Genomic DNA, 2,498 nt, shown 5'->3' with positions numbered 1-2,498 from the left:
ACCAATCAATATAAATAAATTGGTATCAATAAACTTGGCACACTATTGAGTTCTCAAACAACAGACGCAATCCGAAAATACTCGGGAAAACAATGTTTTCCTTTTCTTCTTCGCTGCAGTGTTTTACCGCAAAAGCGTTTCCGCTCTTCCGGACCCCACACCAACCGGAGTCTTTTCCGCCGGCCCTGCGAAGGGCACGCACCGGTAGGACTCTGTTTTTTGTTGGGGTTTGGCCGCCATGCTCGGGCGCTTTTCCAGCGTCCCGGCCGCGGCGACTTCTAAAACTTTACACACGTTTGCCCGCAGCCGCAAATCGACCGGCACAGCCGGAACCGGCACCCTCCCGGGCACCGGCTCCGACCATCCGTCAGCCACTCAGCACAGGAGTCCCCGGGCCCCCTAGTGGACCAGCTGCCGCACCTCCGGAACGAGCCCTGGTCCAGCTACCGCGCCTCCGGAAGGCACCCTTCGACTAGCTGCTGCGCCTCCGGAGCGAGCCCAGGATCATCAGCGATCCGGCCAGGACGGCACCACCTGCTGCCATGACCATGGACGCAGCATCTTCCGCCCCGGTCCGCGGAAGCCGTTCAGTGACCGGCACCGGCGCGTATTCATTGACCACCCCGACCGTCAGCTCCTGCCCCGGCAGAATGGTTACCTCCGCCGTACCCGAGGATTCCACCGTGACGTCCTCGTTGGCGCCGGACGCCGACTCCGAGACCCGGCACACCGTTCCCGCCGGAATACCTTCGTACCGCTGGGTAAAGGTATCCGCCGAAGTCCCCTCGGGGATCACAAACGTCTCGTCGATCAGTCCGTCGCCGCACTGGATGTGCAGCACGATGTCGTCCTGCAGGCCGGCACCGGAGCCGGTGACGGTTTTCGCCACGACCAGGCTGCCCGGGTTGAATTCCACATTGTTCATGACCTCCACAACGTTCTCGCCTTCAGCGATCGTCACGGGCTCCGGGAGGACAGGGGTCACCGTCACCTCAGTATTGGAACCCGTGACCGGTTCGGTGATGGAGCACACCGTACCCACTGGAAGATCAACGATCGGTTCGCTGACGGGAGCTGTGGTTCCTGCGGGGATCTCAAAGATAAACGTTCCCACCGTTCCACAATCGACAGTGAGCGCAATTGCGCCCTGGCTGCCTGCGGCTTCCCCTGCGAAGGTTTTGTTCACCAGGAGATCGCCCGGCACGAAGAACTCCGCGGTCGCCTCGGCAGTTGCTTCCAACACTGTGGTCGCGGCGAGAATGAGGGGCTGCGCATTCTCCAGCAGTGGATCACCCTGGTCGTAGACGTAGACGTTGCCGGTCTGGACGGAAACGGCAGCGCGGGCACTGAGGACTCCCGGGTCGATGGATGCCGGCCGACCGCCCACCCAGACCTGGGTCCCCGAAGGGACTGTGCTCCCGTCCTGGATAGGGACGGTCCCCGCAGCATCGGCAAACATGGTGTATCCGGCCGGCACGGAAACCGTAACCTCCGCGGTTCCTTCCGACGCGACCATGAACGGGCCCGCCACGCCTCCCGCCGGACCCGCAGCAACCGGTGGGGTAACGGTGACATTCGGCGGGGGCGGTTCCACCAGGGGCCCGTTGGCCTGTGCGTCGGCGACGATCGCCTCGACCGCACCTCTGATGACCGTCTCCGAAGTATTGACCAGATATCCGTCGGTGAAGTACCAGATCGCACCCTGCACCGCCGCAGCCTGCTGATTAGCGGTCAAGCCCGCAGGCGCTGCGGGATTCGCAGGATAGTAGTTGTTCAGGACGTAACTCACGTAGCCAAGGTTGGCTACATTGGCTTCCTCCCAGGCCCCCTGAACGTAGCCGATGCCGACCATGGTCTCCACCGCTGTGTCGATGCAGTACATCTGCCCGGTCCCGCCATCGGCGTCCTGAGTGAGAATGATGCCCGCGAACCGACCGGTCACAGGCACTCCCACTGGGTTCTCCTCCGGATACGGTGCCAAGGGATCCGGCGGGGTGGGATTGTCAGCCACGAACGCCTGCACCCTTTGAGCGGGTCCGAGATCGGTAGTCACGACTTCCGCATTGGTGCCGGCTACCGGAGCCGGTTCATTCGGGTCCGGCTCTGCCCACGAGGCATTCGCGGGTGCCGCGAACGGCGCCAGCAGCAGCGCTGCAGCGGCCGCCATGCCAAGAAGTGACCTGCGAAGCCTGCGCTCGGGCCCCCGCCGGCGCCGCGGGCCCGATGGAAAGGAATATTGGCTCATAGGGGTCTCCTGCTTCTATCCCTGGGGATGACTCGCGAGTGACCATGCCGAAACCAGTTCGGCCTGTGCAGGGCACAGTATGTGGAATCCGGTGCCGGGGGTAGGCGAAACCGCAGTATTCGTAGAAAGCCGGGCAGGGCTGGTTAAACAGGAAGAGCCCGTACCAACACTGGTACGGGCTCAACCTTCAAATATTGTCCGGCGGTGACCTACTCTCCCACATCCTCCCGGATGCAGTACCATCGGCGCTGTG

General features: G+C 62.7%; 1 protein-coding gene. It reads right to left on the bottom strand.

Going from position 1 to position 2,498, the window contains the following annotated elements:
• Positions 1-472 precede the first annotated feature (472 nt).
• A complete protein-coding gene (locus NNX37_RS16340; protein ID WP_255793815.1) occupies positions 473-2,167 on the bottom strand; it encodes a thioester domain-containing protein in 1,695 nt (564 codons plus the stop codon).
• Positions 2,168-2,498 lie beyond the last annotated feature (331 nt).

Source organism: Arthrobacter zhaoxinii (assembly GCF_024385505.1).
Classification (GTDB): Bacteria; Actinomycetota; Actinomycetes; order Actinomycetales; family Micrococcaceae; genus Arthrobacter_B; species Arthrobacter_B zhaoxinii.
This window is presented reverse-complemented; position numbering and strand designations above follow the sequence as displayed.

What these genes read in the sequence shown, in the direction of transcription:
- NNX37_RS16340 (WP_255793815.1), bottom strand. Translation starts at nt 2,167, where the DNA reads ATGGCGGCCGCTGCAGCGCTGCTGCTGGCGCCGTTCGCGGCACCCGCG.